The 19,318-nt window shown below is 36.7% G+C and carries 14 protein-coding genes; 10 read left to right on the top strand and 4 right to left on the bottom strand.

Annotation, left to right across the window (positions count from 1 at the left end):
• Positions 1 to 5 precede the first annotated feature (5 nt).
• A complete protein-coding gene (locus LY60_RS08640; RefSeq protein ID WP_145082471.1) occupies positions 6 to 1,349 on the bottom strand; it encodes a TrkH family potassium uptake protein in 1,344 nt (447 codons plus the stop codon).
• Positions 1,346 to 1,837, bottom strand: a complete 492-nt coding sequence (locus tag LY60_RS08635) for a hypothetical protein (protein ID WP_145082468.1) — start codon at positions 1,835 to 1,837, stop codon at positions 1,346 to 1,348. Before LY60_RS08635 ends, LY60_RS08640 begins: the two co-directional genes overlap by 4 nt.
• A 298-nt stretch (positions 1,838 to 2,135) precedes the next feature.
• On the opposite strand from LY60_RS08635, the gene LY60_RS08630 reads away from it, so the two are divergent.
• Positions 2,136 to 3,824, top strand: a complete 1,689-nt coding sequence (locus LY60_RS08630; protein ID WP_145082466.1) for an FMN-binding protein — start codon at positions 2,136 to 2,138, stop codon at positions 3,822 to 3,824.
• Between the two features lie 106 nt (positions 3,825 to 3,930).
• Entirely contained in the window at positions 3,931 to 4,410 is a 480-nt protein-coding gene (locus LY60_RS08625; protein ID WP_246145404.1) for an FMN-binding protein, read from the top strand.
• A 72-nt stretch (positions 4,411 to 4,482) separates the two neighbouring features.
• On the opposite strand, the gene LY60_RS08620 is transcribed toward LY60_RS08625, so the two are convergent.
• Positions 4,483 to 4,917, bottom strand: coding sequence for an Lrp/AsnC family transcriptional regulator (locus tag LY60_RS08620; RefSeq protein ID WP_019227567.1), 435 nt, complete (start codon positions 4,915 to 4,917; stop codon positions 4,483 to 4,485).
• Positions 4,918 to 5,110: 193 nt separating this feature from the next.
• On the opposite strand from LY60_RS08620, the gene LY60_RS08615 reads away from it, so the two are divergent.
• The 5 genes from LY60_RS08615 (at position 5,111) to LY60_RS08595 (ending at position 10,809) form a co-directional block, all read left to right on the top strand.
• Positions 5,111 to 5,896 (top strand): hypothetical protein, encoded by a 786-nt coding sequence (locus LY60_RS08615; protein ID WP_145082463.1) that lies wholly within the window; start codon positions 5,111 to 5,113, stop codon positions 5,894 to 5,896.
• 137 nt (positions 5,897 to 6,033) lie between these two features.
• Positions 6,034 to 7,563, top strand: a complete 1,530-nt coding sequence (gene hutH / locus LY60_RS08610; protein ID WP_145082461.1) for a histidine ammonia-lyase — start codon at positions 6,034 to 6,036, stop codon at positions 7,561 to 7,563.
• A gap of 93 nt (positions 7,564 to 7,656) precedes the next feature.
• Complete coding sequence (locus LY60_RS08605; protein ID WP_145082459.1) at positions 7,657 to 8,874, top strand: ATP-binding protein; 1,218 nt, start codon at positions 7,657 to 7,659, stop codon at positions 8,872 to 8,874.
• Between the two features lie 66 nt (positions 8,875 to 8,940).
• Entirely contained in the window at positions 8,941 to 9,522 is a 582-nt protein-coding gene (locus LY60_RS08600) for an RNA polymerase sigma factor (protein ID WP_145082457.1), read from the top strand.
• 12 nt (positions 9,523 to 9,534) lie between these two features.
• On the top strand, positions 9,535 to 10,809 hold the full coding sequence (locus tag LY60_RS08595) for a DUF4349 domain-containing protein (protein ID WP_145082455.1): 1,275 nt from the start codon (positions 9,535 to 9,537) through the stop codon (positions 10,807 to 10,809).
• Between the two features lie 66 nt (positions 10,810 to 10,875).
• Here LY60_RS08595 and LY60_RS18035 read toward each other — a convergent pair whose 3' ends face one another.
• Positions 10,876 to 11,043: a hypothetical protein gene (locus LY60_RS18035; protein ID WP_170226152.1), complete on the bottom strand. Its 168-nt coding sequence runs from the start codon at positions 11,041 to 11,043 to the stop codon at positions 10,876 to 10,878.
• 146 nt (positions 11,044 to 11,189) lie between these two features.
• Here LY60_RS18035 and LY60_RS08590 point away from each other — a divergent pair, with 146 nt between their 5' ends.
• The 3 genes from LY60_RS08590 (at position 11,190) to addA (ending at position 19,318) form a co-directional block, all read left to right on the top strand.
• Entirely contained in the window at positions 11,190 to 12,215 is a 1,026-nt protein-coding gene (locus LY60_RS08590) for a 3'-5' exoribonuclease YhaM family protein (RefSeq protein ID WP_246145403.1), read from the top strand.
• Positions 12,216 to 12,306: 91 nt separating this feature from the next.
• Positions 12,307 to 15,708, top strand: coding sequence for a PD-(D/E)XK nuclease family protein (locus tag LY60_RS08585; RefSeq protein WP_145082452.1), 3,402 nt, complete (start codon positions 12,307 to 12,309; stop codon positions 15,706 to 15,708).
• Positions 15,698 to 19,318, top strand: a complete 3,621-nt coding sequence (gene addA / locus LY60_RS08580) for a helicase-exonuclease AddAB subunit AddA (RefSeq protein ID WP_145082451.1) — start codon at positions 15,698 to 15,700, stop codon at positions 19,316 to 19,318. The genes LY60_RS08585 and addA overlap by 11 nt, the downstream gene beginning before the upstream one ends.

The following is a 19,318-nucleotide window of genomic DNA, read 5'->3' as shown; positions in this document are numbered from 1 at the left end:
TTCTCCTATCCGATTATAATTTTACCTAGCGGTCTGCTTAACAGCGAAGGTTCTTTTCTTTCTGCCAGAACAACCGCCACAGACAATACACCAACTTTTCCGCCGTACATCAGAAGCGTTATTATTAATTTTGGAACTATGCTTAAGTTTGAGGTAATTCCCAGTGAAAGTCCTACTGTTCCAAGGGCTGAAAATACTTCAAACATGACTTCTGTCAATGAAAAATTTTGAAGTGAACATATGGTCATTACCGCAGTAAGTGCTGTTGTAATATAAATAACAGTAATGGCGCTTGCTTTTTTCAAGGCATCGCTTTCAAGCCTGCGCTTGAATACTGAAATTTCAGAGCTTTGTTTTGCATTTGACAATGCACCCAGCAATAGGACTATAAATGTGGTGGTTTTAATTCCTCCGGCAGTGGAGCCAGGGCTACCTCCTATTATCATGAGTATTATGGTTAAAAGTGTACCGCCTTCTGACATTGAGTTAAGATTTATGGTGTTGAACCCTGCTGTTCTTGTTGTTACGGACTGAAACAGCGAGGCAAGAATTTTTTCACCATTGCTCATGCCCAGCATGCTGTTATTTTTCTCTGTGAAGAAAAATAACAATGCACCACCGAAAATCAAGACAGCTGTAGCAACAAGGACAAGTTTTGAATGAAGCTGGTACTTCTTAAAATCAAGACGGTTAAAAGCCACATCATCCCATACAACAAAACCAAGACCGCCAATAACTATAAGGGACATAATGGTGATGTTTACAGCAGGATTGTCGTAAAAATGCGTCAGAGAAGAGTTTTGTCCGTATTTACCCATCAGGTCAAATCCAGCATTGCAAAATGCCGATACGGAATGAAAGATTCCGTTATATAATCCTTCCTTAAAACCCATTCGGCTGTAAAAGTTCAATGACAGTACAAATGCTCCTATGCTTTCAAAAATAAATGTCCTTATAATGATTTTTTTGACAAGAAGCACTATTCCTCCAATTTTCAACGTGTTTGCTGATTCCATCAAGAGTCTTCTTTCCTTGAGTCCTATTCTACGTCTGAGGAAAAGTGAAAACAGCGTAATGACTGTCATGAAGCCTAATCCCCCTATTTGAATCAGGAGAAGTATAATCGTCTGACCGAACATAGACCAGTGGGTATATGTGTCATAAACCACCAGGCCTGTCACGCAAAAAGCTGAAGCAGCTGTGAAAAGAGAATCCAAGAAAGGAGTTGAAATTCCTTGCCTTGAAGAAATAGGAAGGCTTAAGAGAATGCCTCCCATAAAAATTATGGCAAATGTACCAAATACTATTATTTCAGTATAACTTAGTTTTATCTTTTTTAATTCAATCATAATGTACCCCCAGCTGAAGTTGCCACTACCCGTGCAATGTTATCTGCAATGCAACAGGATTCAAATGTATGTATATTGCTTTCTTCGTATAATTTTCTGCTGTAAGTCTGGTTGCACACAGCAAATACTTTATTTATATCCATCATCTTAGTGCCGATTGAACAAATGGTGAGGTTATCAAGATCTGAGTTTCCTGCAGCAATCAAAAATTTATAGGAGTTTGACATATTGAGCTTGTTTAAGTCATTGAACGTCTCGGAACTTAAGTTGTATTTCTTCAATGCAGCAGAAATTTCAATGCAATGATCATCATTTCCATATATTAAAACATCAGGCATATTTATATCGCCGGAAGAACTGAGTTTACTCATTTCATCCTGCTTTGCAGATTTTTTTTCGCAGGGAGAAGCTAAATTATATATGTTGTCTATAAATTTAAAACCGATAAAATATAATGCAATAAGTATTAACACTACAATTAATTCCATATGACACCTCCTAGATTGCAATAATATATTAACACTGAAAGCATTAATTCAGTGTTAAAGTTATGAATGGGGCGTTAAGATTTCATAAGTAAGAATGACCTTTTCTTTATACTTTCTTAACATAGTTTATGACTTATGTTTATATTGACTAAAAAAAGTTTAGGTGGTATTATAAAAATACGTTTTCTTGCAACAGTTTGAATAAAAATGTAGATTTTTTAACATTCTAGCTGTCAAAGAAAATTTTTCTATGTAGTTCAGTATTTAAATACTGAATATATCTCAATGGGAGGGTATCATGAAAAAACTAATTTCAATCACAGTATGTGCTTTGATGTTGCTAAGCATTGTTGCATGTGCTAAGGAACAAGCTCCGGCAACAGAAACTTTAACAGGCGTTGGCAAAGGTTTCGGCGGAGAAGTTACTGTAACAGTAACAAAAGAAGGAGACAAAATAATAAAAGTAGAAGCAGTTGGCGAAAACGAAACAAAGGGAATCGGTTCAAATGCAATTGAACAGCTTCCTGCTAAAATAGTTGAAGCAAATTCAACTGATGTAGACGTTATTGCAGGTGCTACATATACAAGCGAAGCAATAATTTATGCTGTAAACAATGCATTGGATCCTGTAAAGTATCCGGCGCCTACAGAAGAGGTTAAGGAAGAAAAAGACCCTATTTCACAGTCTGCTGCAAAAGTGTTCCAGGGATTTGGACTTGCAAGCATTGGACGTCTCGGACCTGGAAAGGATGATACAGGAACTCCTGTATACAGTACAAATGATGTATTTGCAAATGCATTGTTCGATGAAAACGGAAAAATTCTTTCTCTTTATGTAGATATATTAGAAGTTGCAACTCCTAACTATGACGGAGAAGGAATGCCTCATTTCAGCGGATACCCGGGACAAGGGGGATACAACTATGATGAAAATCATGATGAGGTTGTAGACTCAAAGACTGTTGATACTGAAGACAATTTTAAAGCTGAAGTAAACTCCTGGAATACAAAGAGAGAAAGAGGAGACAGTTATAGACTCAATACAGGAACTTGGACAGATCAGATGAATTACTTCCAGGATATGTTTGTTGGAATGACTGTTGAAGAAGTTCAGAGCTGGTTTGATAAATACACATCAGATGTAAACGGCAGACCTCTGAAAGCTGATTCAGACAAGCCTGAAGACCAGGCAAAATATAAAGCCTTAAGCGAAGAAGACAAGGCAATGCTTGCTGATGTTATCGGCAGTGCAACAATGAGCTTGAAAGATGCTCACGGTGACATAGTTGCTGCAATAAAAGAAGCTTATGAAAACCGCATTCCTGTAGAAACTGAAGAAATAGCTTCACAGGGAACTGCTCTTGTAAGTGTTCCTCGTTTAGGACCAGGAAAAGATGATAAGGATGTACCGGTATACAGCATTAACAAGGTTTTTGCAAACTCATTGTTTGACAAGGACGGAAAGCTTGTATCTCTTAACGTAGACATTCTTGAAGTTGCAACACCAAACTATGATGGAGCTGAAATGCCTCATTTCTCTGGTTTTCCAGGACAATCATACAACTATGATGAAAACCATGATGAAAAAATTGATGCAACTCTTACAGTTACAGACGAAATATTCCAGAAAGAAGTTGAAGGCTGGAAGACTAAGAGAGAAAGAGGAGACAGCTACAGACTCAATACAGGAACTTGGACAGATCAAATGGATTATTTCGAAGAATTGTTCCTTGGAATGACCGTTGAAGAAATCAAAGAATGGAATGACAAATACACTTCTGACTTAAACGGAAGACCATTGAAGGACGGATCTGATAAACCAGAAGACAAGGCTAAATATGATGCTTTAACTGCTGAAGAAAAAGCAATGCTTGCAGATGTTACTTCAACAGCAACTATGAGCTTGACTGATGCACACGGAGACATAATAGCAGCAATAGTTAAATCTTTTGAAAACAAAGTTGCACTTGATTTAACAATTAAATAAATAATAAAACCGGCAATCAAAATTGCCGGTTTTTTTATGAAAATTTTTAATGAATGGTATAATTTTGGTTATACTATTTTTGAAATTAAATAACATGGAGGTTATTATGAAAAAAATAGCATTGATATTATGTGTGATGATATTCATGAGTTTGGGTCTGGCTGCTTGTGCAGATAATAATGGCAACAACACAGGCAATACAGACAACAACACAGGCACAAACGGAACAGGTACAAACGGAACAGGTACAAACGGAACAGGCACAAATGGCAACGGAACTGGCACAAATGGCAACGGAACAGGTACGAACGGCGGAAATGGTGCAGCCGGAGCAGGTACACTTCAAGGTTCAGCTCAGGGATACGGCGGAGAAGTAACAGTAACAGTAACAGTAGATGGTGATGACATTGTTTCTGTTGAAGCTGTCGGAGAAAAAGAAACACAAGGCGTTGGTTCGAAAGCTATAGAAGAGCTGCCTGATAAAATTGAAGATGCAGACTCCACTGATGTTGAAGGTGTATCCGGAGCAACTGTAACAAGCAATGCAATTAAGGAAGCAGTAGATAAGGCACTGAAAGATAAATAAAAACAAAAACCAGCTAAATGCATTAGTTAAATGAAAACTCTAACTAATGCATTATATGCTGGTTTTTTATTGCTAATCATAAATTGAAGACAAAATCAAAGATGTTGATGATTCTTTAATACTATCGATTTTATGCAGCTCATCTTGAATTGCTTTTAATTCAAGTGGCGTTGTGCATCTTACCTTCATTATTATACACCATGTTCCGGTGACAATGTGGCATTCTTCAATTACTAAATTCGGTATTTCGAGTTTTTTTAATTGCAGCAACAGTTTATCGTAATCTGTGGTTCTCACTCTCAAGGAAATCATTGCTTTAGTTGTGAAACCAAGTTTAACCCAGTCAATAGTCGCTCTGTAGCCTGAAATTATACCCTGTTCTTCAAGTTTCGTAACTCTGTTATGTATTGCAGGTCTTGACAAGTTCAGTCTTTTTGAAAGCTCTTCATGAGAAATTCTTCCTTCTTTCTCAATGTTCTTAATAATTTGCATATCTAACGAATCCATACAGTACCTCATTAATATTTTCATTTCGTAAATTTTATTAAAATAAAGTCTACAAACAGTATTAATATAGCACAAAGTATTATAATTTGTAAATGATTATTTCTTAAAAACTACAACTAATTTGTCAATATGAAGAATATAACAAACTTAACAGGAAAAAATAAAAAAGAAAATAAAATTATGGAGGTAAAATGTGAAAAATAATAAAAAAATTATTATATTTATAATAATAGCCCTCGTTTTTTCATCTGCAGGTTGTTCTAGATCAGAAAACAAGGATGAATATCAGGAAAATTTAAGACCCGGAAATGAAAGCAGTGCCCAGCAGTATACTCCGGGCAGGTACAGTGCTCAGGGAAAAATCGTAAAAATTGATAAAGATGGTATACATGTGCAGGAAGGAGAAAATGTCAACACTTACAAGGTTGACCAGGCAAGGTCAAGCAATTATTTTCTCGGTGAATACGTTGGAATAAACAAGCTTGATGGCGGAACATATGATGCTGTCTCTGATCAGTATTATGACTATACCCAAAGAAGGACTTCAAATGGTGATGAAATAAAAAGAGTCACTGCAACAGTGGGTGAAGTTGGAGAAAATTTCATTACAGCAATAACTGAAATGGGAGACTTAAAATTTAATTATCCAAAAGGATTTAACTTAAAAGAAGGGGATCAGTTTATAGCTGACTATGTTGAAAATACGAAAGGAAATGAACTTTTGTCCTATTTTGATGAATCATCAAAGATAAACGCAACAGTAAAAGAAGTTTCAAGAGACACAAACGGAATGCTCAGAGTGTACGGTGTTTCAGATGATAACAGAGAATATGACATCAATGTGGACTCAGATACAATCACTAATTTTGCTCATTCAACACTTCAAGAAGGTGATGAAATTGTGGTTTATCCGGAAAAAACCGATGGAAATATTCCAGCAGTTGTACGTGCCAAATTAGTGGTAAGACGTTCAGAGTAATTGACAATTAGGTTGTTTTGTAATATAATTGTTGTAATAAATGAGCCTATAGACAATAGATAACAGGAGGCAAATTTTGGTGTACTTAGTATGCTGAAATTTGCTTTTTTATTTTGTAAGGCTAAAAGGAGAGAAAGATGGAAAAGGTTATTATAACAGGAAATACATTAACTCTTGAAGAAATTGCAGAGGTTTGCAGAAATTATTGCAAAGTTGAGTTGTCCCAGTCAGCTGTTGATAGAATATTGGCATCAAGAAAAATAGTGGATGATTTTGTGGAAAACGGCGATGTTGTTTACGGAATCACAACAGGTTTCGGAAAATTCAGCGATGTCTCTATTTCAAAAGATGAATCAAGACTGCTTCAGAAAAATCTTATTATTACACATGCTGTTGGTGCTGGAAAACCATTTGATACAGAAATAGTAAGAGGTATAATTTTGCTCCGAATCAACAATCTTGCAAAGGGTTATTCAGGAGCAAGACTGGAAACAATCCTCACAATGATTGAAATGTTAAATAAGAGAGTTCATCCTGTTGTTCCTCAAAAGGGTTCTCTTGGCTCAAGCGGTGACTTGGCTCCGCTGTCACACATGGTTCTTCCAATGATTGGCCTTGGAATTGCAGAATATGATGGAAAAGTATTGACAGGGGAAGAAGCCATGAAAAAAGCAGGAATTCCTGTGATTGAACTTACGTCAAAGGAAGGTCTGGCACTTATTAACGGAACACAGGTTATGACTGCGGTTGGTTCTCTGACTGTGTACGATGCCTTAAATCTTGTGAAAATTTCAGACATAGCTGCAGCACTGAGCTTCGAAGCACATCATGGAATTGTTGATGCTCTTGACCACAAGGTTCATGATGTAAGACCTCACAAGGGACAAATTGACACTGCAAGAATAATGCTTGATCTTTTGGCTGAAAGTAAAATGACTACAAGACAAGGAGATATAAGAGTGCAGGATGCCTACTCTCTAAGGTGTACTCCTCAGGTTCACGGAGCAAGCAAGGATGCAATCAACTACGTTAAGGAAAAAGTTGAAATTGAAATAAATTCAGTAACAGATAACCCTATTATATTCCCGGAAACAAAGGAAGGAATTTCAGGCGGAAATTTCCACGGACAACCTATGGCTCTTAGCTTTGACTTTCTTGGAATTGCACTGGCGGAATTAGCAGACATATCCGAAAGAAGATTGGAAAGACTTGTAAACCCGGCTCTCAGCGGACTGCCTGCATTCCTTGTTGAACACGGAGGAATAAATTCAGGCTTCATGATAGTTCAGTACTCTGCAGCATCATTGGTTTCAGAAAACAAGGTTCTTTCCCATCCAGCATCTGTTGACAGTATCCCTTCCTCTGCAAATCAGGAAGATCACGTGTCAATGGGCACAATTGCAGCCAGAAAGTCCAGAGAAATAATGGAGAATGTTAGAAGAGTGCTTGCCATGGAAATCATGTGCGCTTGCCAGGGAATTGACATGAGAGGAAACAAGGGCCTTGGAAAAGGTACAAAGCCAGTTTATGAAGCTGTTAGAAAATCGGTTCCTGTACTTACGGAAGACAGACCTCTATACGAAGACATCAACGCGTGCGAAGAGTTGATAATCGACGGAACATTGGTTAAGGTGTGCCAGGAAGAAGCAGGAGAAATATTGTTTTAAATATATTGTAAATAGCGTCCCCAGGGGCGCTTTTTTGTTGCTAATAGCTTTTTATGATGATATAATTATTGAAAATAACTAAGGAGAACTGCTATGACAGATACATTACTTTCAAACTTGTTGGTTTTCAGAAATTTACTTGATGATGAAATTATAAAAAGCTACGACTTATTGTGCCAGAAATATTTTAAATACAGCGACAACTCAAATTTTGAAAACAAGGAACAATATTCAAATGAATATTACAACTTGTGCGGAAATCTGCTTGTAAAAAACGTAGATTCCATAGGGGACTACTTGTCAAATAAGATTTTGTCAGATGAAAACATCTTCAGTCTCAGAAGGGAAAAGGGTCTTGTTGTAGATGCAAAAATAAAAAAGGCAGTTCTTCACGACATATCACTGTTTAAAAAAATATATGATATTCCGCTGAAAGGAATGGCTGACAAGGCAGGAGACATAAACAGCTTTATCAACTATCAAAACAATGAGCCTCTGACTGAAATATTTAAAATCCATAAATCAGAAGAAATATACGATTTTATTTACACAGAGTATGAAAAAACAGGCTGCGGTGAATTTAGGAACAATTATGCATTCAGCATAAACGATGATGGTAAAATTGTAACTGTTGACAATTTCAAACCTGTGGCCATGGAAAATATCTATGGATATGAAAATCAAAAAAATAAAATAATAAGTAACACGGAAAAATTCATTCAAGGGAAATTTGCCCTTAATGCACTGTTGGTTGGAGACAGCGGAACAGGAAAGTCAACAGGCGTAAAGGCTCTCATACCCATGTTTGGGAAGAGCAAATTAAGACTCCTTGAAGTCGATAAGAAAAATCTTCACTACATAACAAAAATAATAGATATACTTAAAAACAGAGGAATGTACTTCATTATTTTCATTGATGACCTGTCATTTGAAAGCAATGAAAATTCATACAAATATCTTAAGTCTGCAGTGGAAGGAAGCATATATGAGCAGCCTTCAAACATATTGTTTTATGTTACATCAAACAGGAAGCATTTAATAAAGGAAAACATGGTTGACAGACAAAACGAAGTTCACTTAAGAGATGCCATAAATGAACAGACATCCCTTGCAGACCGCTTTGGACTCACAATACTGTACAGCGAACCAAATCAAAACGAATATTTTGAAATAGTTCTAGGGCTTGCTGAAAAGTATAAGGTTAAATATAGTTCTAAAGAACAGCTGCTTGCCGATGCAAAGAAATTTGCAATGCAGAACGGAGGCAGGACAGGGAGATCAGCAGTGCAGTTCGTAAAAACTTATATTTAATCGAAATTTATTGGAACAAATAAAAATCAGTTAACGTCTAATAATATAACCGAACGGAGTGAAAAGATGAAAGGCAATGAACTATGGCTTGTAGAGCAAAGCCGGAACGGTGATGTTGATGCTTTCGAAGAGCTTATAAAAGATTATAAGAAAGTAGCTTACAACATTGCCTTGAGAGTGCTGCGAAATGTTGAGGACGCAGAAGACGCCTCTCAGGAAGCGCTTATTAAGGTTTATAAAAGCATACAGAATTTCAATATGCAGTCTTCCTTCAAATCCTGGATGTACAGGATTGTTGTTAACACATGCATTGATTTCAAACGCAAAAAAAATATTAATGCCGTTTCTATTGATGAAAATATTGATTTAGGCGGCAATAAAGAATTTCAAATAGAAATTGCCGATGATACCAACAACCCGGACATATTGATTGAAAAGAATTTCAACAGCAAGCTCATAAGTGATGCCGTTGGAAGGCTGGAGGATGATTTTAAAACAATTATAATACTTAGAGACATTCAGGGGTTTTCGTACAGTGAAATATCAGAAATGCTCAACTGCAATCTTGGTACGGTTAAATCGAGGCTCAACAGGGCCAGAAAAAGTTTAAAAGAAATACTTGAAAATGAACTTAACATTCAGAGCTAAGGTGGTGATAAAATGAATTGCAATGAAGTGAGAGAATTATTGTCATTATACATTGATGACGAATTAGATGAAAATGAAAAGCTATTGGTTGAAGAGCACCTCAAAACGTGTGAAGAATGCCAAAAAGAGCTTGAAGAATACAAGAAAATTATACAAGCGTTGCAAGAAATTCCTGATGAAGAACCGCCTTTAGGTTACTGCAAGAGATTGCATGAAAAACTTCTTGCTGCTGAGGCTGAAAAATCTGAGTTTCATGAGCCAAATATAAAGGAGGCTCCTGCTGAAATAACAGAAATTAAAAGAAAATCTAAAAGCAAAATTTCCAGGTGGGTAAAATACGGAAGCCTTGCCGCTGCTTTAGTGCTGGTTTTCCTTGTATACGGCATGAACAACCTGGGAATGAAAAATTCAAAGGCAGAAATGTCTTATGATACTGCACAGTATAACGGAGCAACCGAAGCTCCTGCAGCACCGGCAGAAATTGCAGACTACGGTTTTACTATGGATGGAAGAGGCACATCGGAAGCAGAAGAGTCTAAGGCTAAATACGATAATCAATACAGTTTGATGAGCGCTCCTGAAAATGAAATGAAAATCATTAAAACAGGAAGCCTGCGTGTGGAAACAAAGGATTATGAAAATTTTATAAGCAATATGACTATTGAAGTGCAAAATCTGGGAGGATATATAGAAAACAGCAGCTCAGAGGTTTACCAGGTTTTTGAAAATGATGACAGGCTCATGTATGGTAATCATAAAATACGAGTTCCTCAGGAAAGCTTTTATGAATTTATAAATTTCATTGAAAGTTCAAGCCTGGTTAAAATCAAGAACATCAGTGAAACTGACGTAACAAAGGAATATTATGAAAAGGACAACAAGGTAAAAAACCTTGAGGTTCAGGAAGAACATTTAAGATCATTGTTTGACAAGGCTCAGACTGTTGAAGAAATGCTTCTTATTGAAAATGAATTAAGGCGCGTGAGAACAGAAATAGATGCTCTTAACATAAGCTTGAAAGATATAGATGACAGAGCAGGAATGTCAACAATCAGCCTCACGGTGGATGAAGTTCTTGCTGCTGATTTCAATCTTGCAAGCAAGAATAACGTGTGGGATAAGTCAAAAGAAGGTTTTATAATGACAGTCAATTCCATCATACGGACATTTGAAAATCTTTTGATTTACATTGTTTCAGTTTCACCAATACTGATACCTGCAATAATCATTTTGGTGATTGTGCTCGTAAGAGTAAAAAAATACATGAAAAACAGACACAAACTATAAGCAATACAAAATCACTTAATGGATATTCCTTAAGTGATTTTTTTATTCCGAATAAAATAGCGGTATTTACTTTTTTGTTTCAAGTTCATTAATAGCTAAACAAATTAAACCAATTGACAATAAAGTTATAGCACTTTTGCTTTCTAGTGATTTCATTACAGTTAGAACAAGTGTAGCGATTCCCATTGCCAGGCCAATAGATTTGAATATCATGTTTTTAATATCTTTATTCATTACTGTTCTCCTCCAAATCATAAACTTATAAATATATATTATAAATTATCAGAATATATGTTTTATTTATAAAATCGCAAAAAATTATTTTATAGCAGCATTCAATATGTTATAATTAACTATTAAATGATGAAAAGAGGCAAATTATGGGTCAGGCAAGTATTGGCGATATGCTTAACGAAAAGGCTAGAGAACAGATGAAGAGCATGTCAGGCACAGGCAAAACTATTTCAGAGCTTAAGGCAGGCGAGAAAGCTGATGGCTTTTATCTTGTGAAAAGTTTTGAAGTTAAGAAAACAACAAACGGAAAGCAATATATAGATCTTGAACTGGTTGATAAAACCGGAGAAATAAATGCAAAAATATGGGAGTATTCAAAAGAAACAGAAGAAATTTTAGCTGAAAACCCGGTTGTAAAAGTAAGGGGAGAGGTTCTTGAATGGAGTGGAACAAGACAGCTTAAAGTAAACAAATTAAGAGGCAAGAATGATGATGATGACATAAAAATAAGCGAACTCATACCTTCAGCTCCCATAGAATCATCTGAAATGCTTGCAGCTGTAAAATCATACGGAAAAAAAATCAAAGATTCAGAAATCAGGCTTTTGGTTTCGAACATTTTAATCAAGTATGAAAAAAAGCTTTATTACTATCCTGCAGCAAAGAAAAACCATCACTCCTACATGGGTGGTCTTTTGTACCATACTCTCAGGATGCTGCAATCAGGGGAAAGGCTTGGTCAGGTTTATGGATTTCTGAAAATGGATTACATATACGCAGGAGTATTGCTTCATGACATATGCAAGATCCTTGAAATGGATTCCGATGAATATGGAGTAGTTTCTGATTATTCCATGGAAGGAAAACTTCTGGGGCACATCATACAGGGAATAAAGGAAATTGAAATTGAAGGAGAAAAAATAGGGCTCAGCAGAGAAAAAAGCATTATTTTGCAGCACATGGTACTGTCACATCACTATGAGCCTGAATTCGGAAGCCCTAAAAAGCCAATGACTCCTGAAGCAGAAATACTTCATTTTCTAGATATCATAGATGCCCGTATGTTTGATTTTGAACATGCGCTTGAAGCAATAGGGCCTGGTCAGTTTACAGACAAAATATGGCTTCTTGATAACAGGAATCTTTATAAACCAACAGACAGCAATCAATAATTGATACTTCAGATAACAAGTATATTGAATCAATAAAACGGGCGGATACAAGATCCGCCCCTACGATTGTGCGGAAATAGGCGGAGGGATTATGGGATTTAAAATTGTCGCAGGGCGTGCCAAGACAGGAAAGTCAACATATATTTATGATGAAATCAACAAGGAAATATCAAATGGAAGCAAAAATAACTTGCTGCTGGTTGTTCCTGAACAAATGACATATCAGTCCGAGTATGAAGTCATTGACAGAATAAGCTCAAGCGGCATCATGTCTCTGGAGGTTTTAAGTTTCAAACGTCTTGGGTACAAGGTATTTGAAGAAGTCGGAGGACTTAAAGTTCAGGAAATTAACCGGTATGGAAAAATAATGCTTTTGAAAAAAATATTCGAGGAAAACAAGGACAAACTCAAGCTCTTTAAAAAAGCTTCAAGACAGGAAGGATTTTTAAGGGAATTTGACAGCCTTATAAGCGAACTGAAACAAAACATGGTGAGCGAGGAGTTTCTTGAACAAATTTTAAAGCACAAGGTCACAGAAAATGACAACCATCTTTTAAACTCAAAGCTTGAAGACATACTAACCATTTATTCAGAAATTAATAAGCACACAAAGGACAGGTTTTTTGACGAAGAAGACAAAATAAACCTGTTTATTTCTGCTGTGGCAAAATCGAAATTTGTAAGAAATTCAAAAATATGGATTGATGGGTTTGAAAGTTTCAATGGACAAAGGCTCAAGCTTATAAAAGAGCTTGTGAAATATGCTGTATCAGTAACAGTGACTTTGAACATTGATCCTGCATGCATTAATTCTCTACAGAGTATTGATGATTGGGAAGCATTTAAAACAGTTCATGAAACATTCAAGTCACTGACAGATGAAGACGTCAGTTTTGAAATTGAAGCACTTAATGAACATGCATTTGCAGAAGAAATTAAGATAGTTGAAAAAAGCATGTTTTCTTTGAAGGATGAAAAATTCTCCATATTAACAGACAAAGTACAATTACGTTCTTCCCTGAACCCATATACTGAAACGGAAAAAACAGCCCTTGAAATTATATGTCTTGTGCGGGATCAGGGATACAGGTGGAAGGATATTGGTGTAGCAGTAGGTGACATGGATACATACAGCATCAATGTCAAAAAAGTCTTCACGCAATTTGAAATACCGTTTTTTCTTGACATGAAAAGAGACATAATGGGTAACCCTCTTACAAAATTCATATTGTCTTTGTTTGATATGTTTATTTATAATTTCAAGCATGACAGCGTGTTTGAATTCCTGAAGACGGGTTTTTCTGTTCTTAATTATGATGAAGTGAGCAAACTTGAAAACTTTGCGCTGCAGTATGGTATTGAAGGAGAAAAATGGTTCAGGGCCTTTCGCTTCAAATGCGATGGAATTGAATATTTCAACAGCCTGAGAGAAAAATTTACAAGCGGAATGAAAGAAGCAAAAACACAATTCAAGAAGCTTGACAATGCTATGGACATAACATTGTTCCTTTTTGATTTTCTGGACAAATTCAACGTCCAGGAAAAAATTGAAAGGCAGGTCAATGTGTTCAAAAAGTCAAATCTCTATGAACTGTCCAGTGAAAACGCCCAGGTATGGAATTATGTTGTTGAAATTCTTGAGCAAATAATATTGACCGGGGGCAACATGGAAATTAACCCCTCAGATTACAGGAAAATGATTGAAGCCGGATTCAGAGAGGTTAAAATAAGCATAATACCTCCTACTCTGGACAAGGTAACAGTGGGGGAAACTGACAAAATTTCAGTAAAATCATACAAAGCATTATTCATACTTGGTGCCAATGAAGGAAAACTTGATTCAAGAAGCTCAGAGAGCGGACTTCTTCTCAATGATGAAAGAGAAATTCTGGCAGCTTCAGGCATGAAAGCTATAAATAATGCTGATTACTACATGTACAGAGAAAAGCATATGCTGTACAAGCTTTTTTCTTCTGCCGGGGAAAGACTGTACTTGAGCTATGCCATGGGAACTTCTGAAGGTAAGTCACTGCAGCCTTCCATGTACACAGAAAGACTTAAATCTTTGTTCACAGGAATTAAGGAAAAGTCGGATCTAAGTGACACTTGGGAACTTGACAATGTTTCTAGTGTTGGAGGAACTGTAGACACATTGGTTTCAAAGCTCCGTGATTTCAGCGAGAGTGGTGAAATCACAGATGTGTGGAAGAATGTTTACGCATGGTATGAAGAAAATGATGAAAACACTATTAATATCATAAAGCTTGGTCTTCTCTACGAAAACAGGGCTGAAAACATAAACAAAGAAAACCTTGAAAAAATTTACCAAATGCCGGTAACCATGTCGGTTTCAAGGCTCGAAAGCTTTGCAGCCTGCCCGTTTAAATTTTTTATGGAAAATATTATAAAACCTCAGCCAAGAATAGTTCAAAAGGTTGAGTTCTATGATATAGGAAACATATACCACCAGGCAGTTGAAAGGTTTACCAATGAAATTATAAGTTCAAATATTGACATAGACACCATGGATGAAGAAATGGCAAGAAAAATTTCTTGTGTCTGCACTGAAAACATCCTTGCAGAAGGAGAAATGGATTATATTGCCCTTGATGCAAATGAGCGCAACAAGTATATGAAAGAAAAAATAAAAAGGCTTGTGAACAGGGCTGCAGATACAATTATAAAGCAGCTTCAAAGAGGAAGCTTCAGGCCAAAGTTCACGGAACTTTCAATCGGTGACAAAGATGGAAATATTTTTGTTGAACCTGTGGAAATCAAAATAGACAACGATCTGAGCATTTATTTCCAGGGTAGAATCGATAGGGTGGATACCTTTGAAAAAGAACAGAAAACATATGTTAACATTATTGACTATAAATCATCCTACAAAGACATTGATTTGTCCGATGCAGTGCAGGGTCTTCAGCTTCAGCTTCTTGTGTATATGTCTGCAATCATGAAAAACGGAGAAAAACTTTTTGCTTCCAAGCCGGAAATAGGAGGTGCATATTACTTCTTAATCGATGATCCTTTAGTTGACGGTGATGTTGTTCTTGAAAGTACTCCGCAGGATTTAATATTCAACAAGCTTTCTCTCAAGGGATATGTTCTTGAAGATTCGGAAATAATAACAGGCATGGACAATGAAATAGGGGATAAAAAAGCTTCTGACATAATTCCTGTAACCTTTAACAAGGACGGAAGCACTTCAAAATCATCCAAAACTCTTACAGACAAGGAATTCAAGGCACTATTAAGCAAGACTGACAGTGTGGCTAAAGACATTGCAGGAAAGATTCTCGCAGGAAACATAGGAATAAACCCATACAGGAAAGAATCCGGGGATAAAGTCCCATGCTCATTCTGCGATTTCAGGGGTGTGTGTCAGTTTGATCCCTCATCTGATAAAAACAGCTACAGAAAGATAAAAAAGCTGAAAAAAGATGAAATAATGCTTGAAATAATGAAGGAAGGCGAGCCAGATGAAATTTAGCAAAAATCAGCAGACTGTAATAGACTTGAGAAACAAGAATATTCTTGTGTCGGCCGCCGCCGGCTCAGGGAAAACAACAGTGCTTGTTGAGAGAATAATAAAGTTGATAGTAAATGATAATGAAGATATTGACAAATTTCTTATAGTAACTTTCACCAATGCAGCTGCCAGCGGTATGAAGCAGAAGATACACAAATCACTTGTGAAGGAAGTTTTAAAGGGTTCAGACAATGACCATCTGAGAAGACAGCTTAACATGCTGAGCAAATCAAGCATATCGACTATACACTCATTTTGCATAGATGTAGTAAGAAGGAATTTCCATGTGGTTGGCATAGATCCGAACTTTCGCATAGGTGATGTGAACGAAGTGGACATACTTCTTAATGATGTCATAGATGAAGTGCTTGAAAACGCATATGCACAAAAGAAGGAAGGATTCATCAGACTTGTTGAAAGCTTCACAGGCAACAGGGGTGATAAGGAGCTTAATGAAATAATTAAGGATGTTTACAAATTTATTTTAAGCTTCCCGGATCCATTGGAGTGGCTTGAAGAAAATGTGGATATGCTTGACATTTCCGGCGACGAGCTTAAAGACTCCATGTGGCTATCCGCAGTTAAGGACAATTTAAATCTTCTTCTGGACGGAGCAGGCGAATCTCTTGAATTTGCTCTGGAGCTTTGCCGTGAACCTGATGGCCCTACTGTTTATGAGGATACCATAGCTGAAGATTTAAATAGCTTAAAAAATCTTAAAGAAACTCTTGAAAGTGATTTTACTTTATTTACAAGAAAAGCTCACAGCGTTGTTTTTCCCGCTCTAAAAGCTCTGAGGGGAAAGGCAAAGGATGAAACGGACATCAGGAAGCAGGAAGATGTGAAGGAATCAAGAGAAGAGTACAAAAAGGCAATCAAGACAATTAACTCCATGATTCCTCTAAGAACACTGGAGGAATTTGCCGGGGACATTGAATACATGCACGTTCCCATGCGCGCTCTGTTTGAATTGATTCAAGAGCTCAGCGTAAAGTTCAAGGCAGCGAAGCTTGAAAAATCAATAGCTGATTTCAACGATGTGGAGCACTATGCCCTTCAAATATTAAGGCAAACAGAAATAAGCCAGACATATAAAAATAAATTCAAATATATTTTTATTGACGAGTACCAGGACAGCAACAGGCTGCAGGAAGAGCTCTTAAATTCAGTTAAAAGTGAAAACAACATGTTCATGGTCGGTGATGTGAAACAGAGCATTTACCGTTTCAGACTTGCAGACCCCAGCATATTCAATCAGAAAAGTGATGATTATCCGAACACTGATGCTGACGGAATGAACAGACGAGTGGATTTGAACCAGAATTACAGAAGCAGGAAGGAAATCCTTGATGGTATCAATTTCATATTCAGCAGCATCATGTCCAAGGAATTAGGAGAGGTTGATTACAACCAGCAAGTATTCCTAAACTGGGGAGCAGAATTTGAAGAAATCAGCGAATGTGTAACAGAGCTTGATATAATTGATAAAAATTCAGCTGAATCAGAGGAGCTTGATGATGAAATAAAAGCCATGAAGACTGCAGAGCTTGAAGCAATGGTTGCTGTAGGGAAAATCAGACAGCTTGTTCTAAAGGATAAAAATGAGCCCTTAAAAAAAGATGAACCGTCTTTATCAAAAGAAAAGATTATGTACAAGGACATTGTGATTTTAATGCGTTCAGTTTCATCCTGGGCTGGAATATTCGAAGAAATATTCAGCAATGAAGGAATCCCTTTTTATTTTGACGGAGGTGAGGGTTACTTTGAATCAATAGAAATACAAGTAATATTGAACCTTCTAAAAATAATAGACAACATAAGGCAGGATGTGCCTCTTTTAAGTGTCATGAGGTCTCCCATCGGCAGATTTACCACAGAAGAACTTGTTAAAATCAGAATAGCGTACCCAAAATACAATTATATAGATGCTGTCTATGAATATAAAAATAAATATGATGATGAATTGTCCTTAAAAATCGGGAAATTTGTGGACATGGTTGAAGGCTGGAAAAAAAGGAGCCGCTACACCCACCTCAATGATTTCATATGGGAAGTGCTCATGGAAACTGACTACTATTACTTTGTGGGCCTTCTTCCCAAAGGAAATTTAAGGCAGGCAAATCTGAGGCTGCTCGCAGACAAGGCATTTGAATTTGAAAAAACAGCAATGTTTGGCTTGTTTAACTTCTTAAGATATGTAGAAAAACTGGGTGCTGCATCAGGTGATACAGGAAGCGCCAAGACATTGGGCGAAAACGACAATGTTGTAAGGCTCATGTCTGTTCATAAGAGCAAGGGGCTTGAATTTCCTGTTGTTATAATGTGTGGAATGAACAAGAAGTTCAACCGAACAGATGTATCTAAAAGCATTTTGAAGCATAGGATTTACGGTGTGGCCCCCAAGTATATCAATCCGGATGAAAGAATATTCAGAGAAACTTTTCCAAGGATGGCTGTTAAAAACATTATCAAGAAGGAAAATCTGTCAGAGGAAATGAGAGTACTGTATGTTGCCATGACAAGAGCAGTGGACAGGCTGATTATGATAGGAACTGTTAATAATTTTGAAACAAAAATGAAGAAGTGGAGAAAGGGTCCTTCCATTTACAACATATACACGGAAGAATCATATCTTGACTGGATATGCAGCTGCTTGTTCGGAAGGAAAGACGAAAATTTCATCATGAATGCCGTCAATGACCAGAAATTCATTTATCATGTTGACTGTTTCAAAGAAAACTTAAATTTTAGTTCAGATTGGAACATAAATCGCATAACGCTGCCTCAAATAAGCATGACTGAGGAGGAAGGCCAAAAAATAAAGGAAAATATGCTTCATGAAATAAACAGCTTCAAAAATTATGAAGACCTTAATATGAAAAATGAAATAGAAAGGCGTCTTGACTACAAGTATGCTTTTTCTAAATCAGTAAACATTCCAACTAAACTATCGGTTACGGACATAAAGACCATGAAGCAGGAAAAAATTGAAAGCATCAAATACAGGATTCCTGTGCTCAGAGACATTCCTCAGTTCAAGGAAGATGAAAAAGACTTCACAAAAGCTGAAATCGGTACTGTTGTACATTTTGTAATGCAGCATCTTGAGCTTCACAGAGGATTAAATTGCGAAGACATAAGTTTACAAGTGGAGGAAATGGTAATTAAAAAGCTTCTTTCAGAAAAAGAAGCAGCTGTTGTTGATGAGAGAAAAATCGAAGAATTTTTTAAGTCTGATATCGGCATTAGAATGAAAGAATCAAAAGATGTGAAAAGGGAAGTTCCCTTTGTTATAAAAAAGAAAGCCCATGAAATAATCGGCTCCCTGAACAAGGAGGATGTTATATTGATTCAGGGAATTATTGACTGTTATTTTCTTGAGGGAGAAGAGGCTGTAATAATTGACTACAAGACAGACGAGGTGTCTAGGGGTGGAATCGAAGCTCTCAAAGATGAATACAGCCCTCAGATTCTGTCATACAAGGAAGCCGTTGAAAAAATTACAGGCAGAAATGTAAAGGAATGCTTCCTTTACCTGTTTGACATTGGAGAAGCAGTGAAAATAGATTAA

This window comes from Sedimentibacter saalensis (genome assembly GCF_007830175.1).
GTDB lineage: Bacteria > Bacillota > Clostridia > Tissierellales > Sedimentibacteraceae > Sedimentibacter > Sedimentibacter saalensis.
The sequence above is the reverse complement of the archived record's forward strand: the minus strand, read 5'-3'. Positions and strand labels throughout refer to the sequence as shown.